Source organism: Streptomyces sp. AC627_RSS907 (genome assembly GCF_019049165.1).
In genome coordinates this window covers 1-563 of the sequence record NZ_JAGMUE010000758.1, presented here as the reverse complement: position 1 = coordinate 563, position 563 = coordinate 1, and the positions used below count along the sequence as shown (strand labels likewise).

Genomic DNA, 563 nt, shown 5'->3' with positions numbered 1-563 from the left:
GGCAGCGCGGTGGTCAACATGAGCCGGCAGATCGGCAGCGTGCTCGGCATCAGCCTGTTGATCGCGATCCTCGGCACCCCGCACACCTACGACGCGACGCACCGGGCCTTCGTCCACGCCTGGGTCGCCATCGGGGCGCTCATGCTGCTCGGTGCCGTGGCCGCCCTCGGCATGGCACCGCGTCCCGCCGCCGGGCGACTGCCCGCCGGGCCCGTCGAGGAGCGCCCAGCACATCCACTCCGAAGGGAAAACCCATGAGCACGACACGCATCGTCTTCGTCGACTGCCTGCCCGGCACCACGCTCGCCGAGCAGCTCTCCCTGGCCCGCTTCGGCGAGATCGGCCTCGACCGCTCACAGCCGGACACCTTCGAGCGCTACCTGCACGAGCTGGAGCCGGGCACCGAACTCGCCGTGGCGTACGTCGGCGGCAACGGCACGTCCATACCGTCGGCGGTGCGCACGCTGCGCGGCAAGGCGGAGTTCACCAAGACCCGGGTGTTCGTCGTCGGCGAGGCCGCGGGCGGGCCCGTGCCCGGCTGGGCCGAGGCGTTGGACGTCGAG

General features: G+C 72.1%; 2 pseudogenes. Both read left to right on the top strand.

What is annotated here, in order from left to right:
* A pseudogene (locus tag KUM32_RS38485) lies at positions 1-258 on the top strand (hypothetical protein); the annotation flags it as partial.
* Positions 255-563, top strand: a pseudogene (locus KUM32_RS38480) (ferritin-like domain-containing protein); the annotation flags it as partial. The pseudogenes KUM32_RS38485 and KUM32_RS38480, both read left to right, overlap by 4 nt.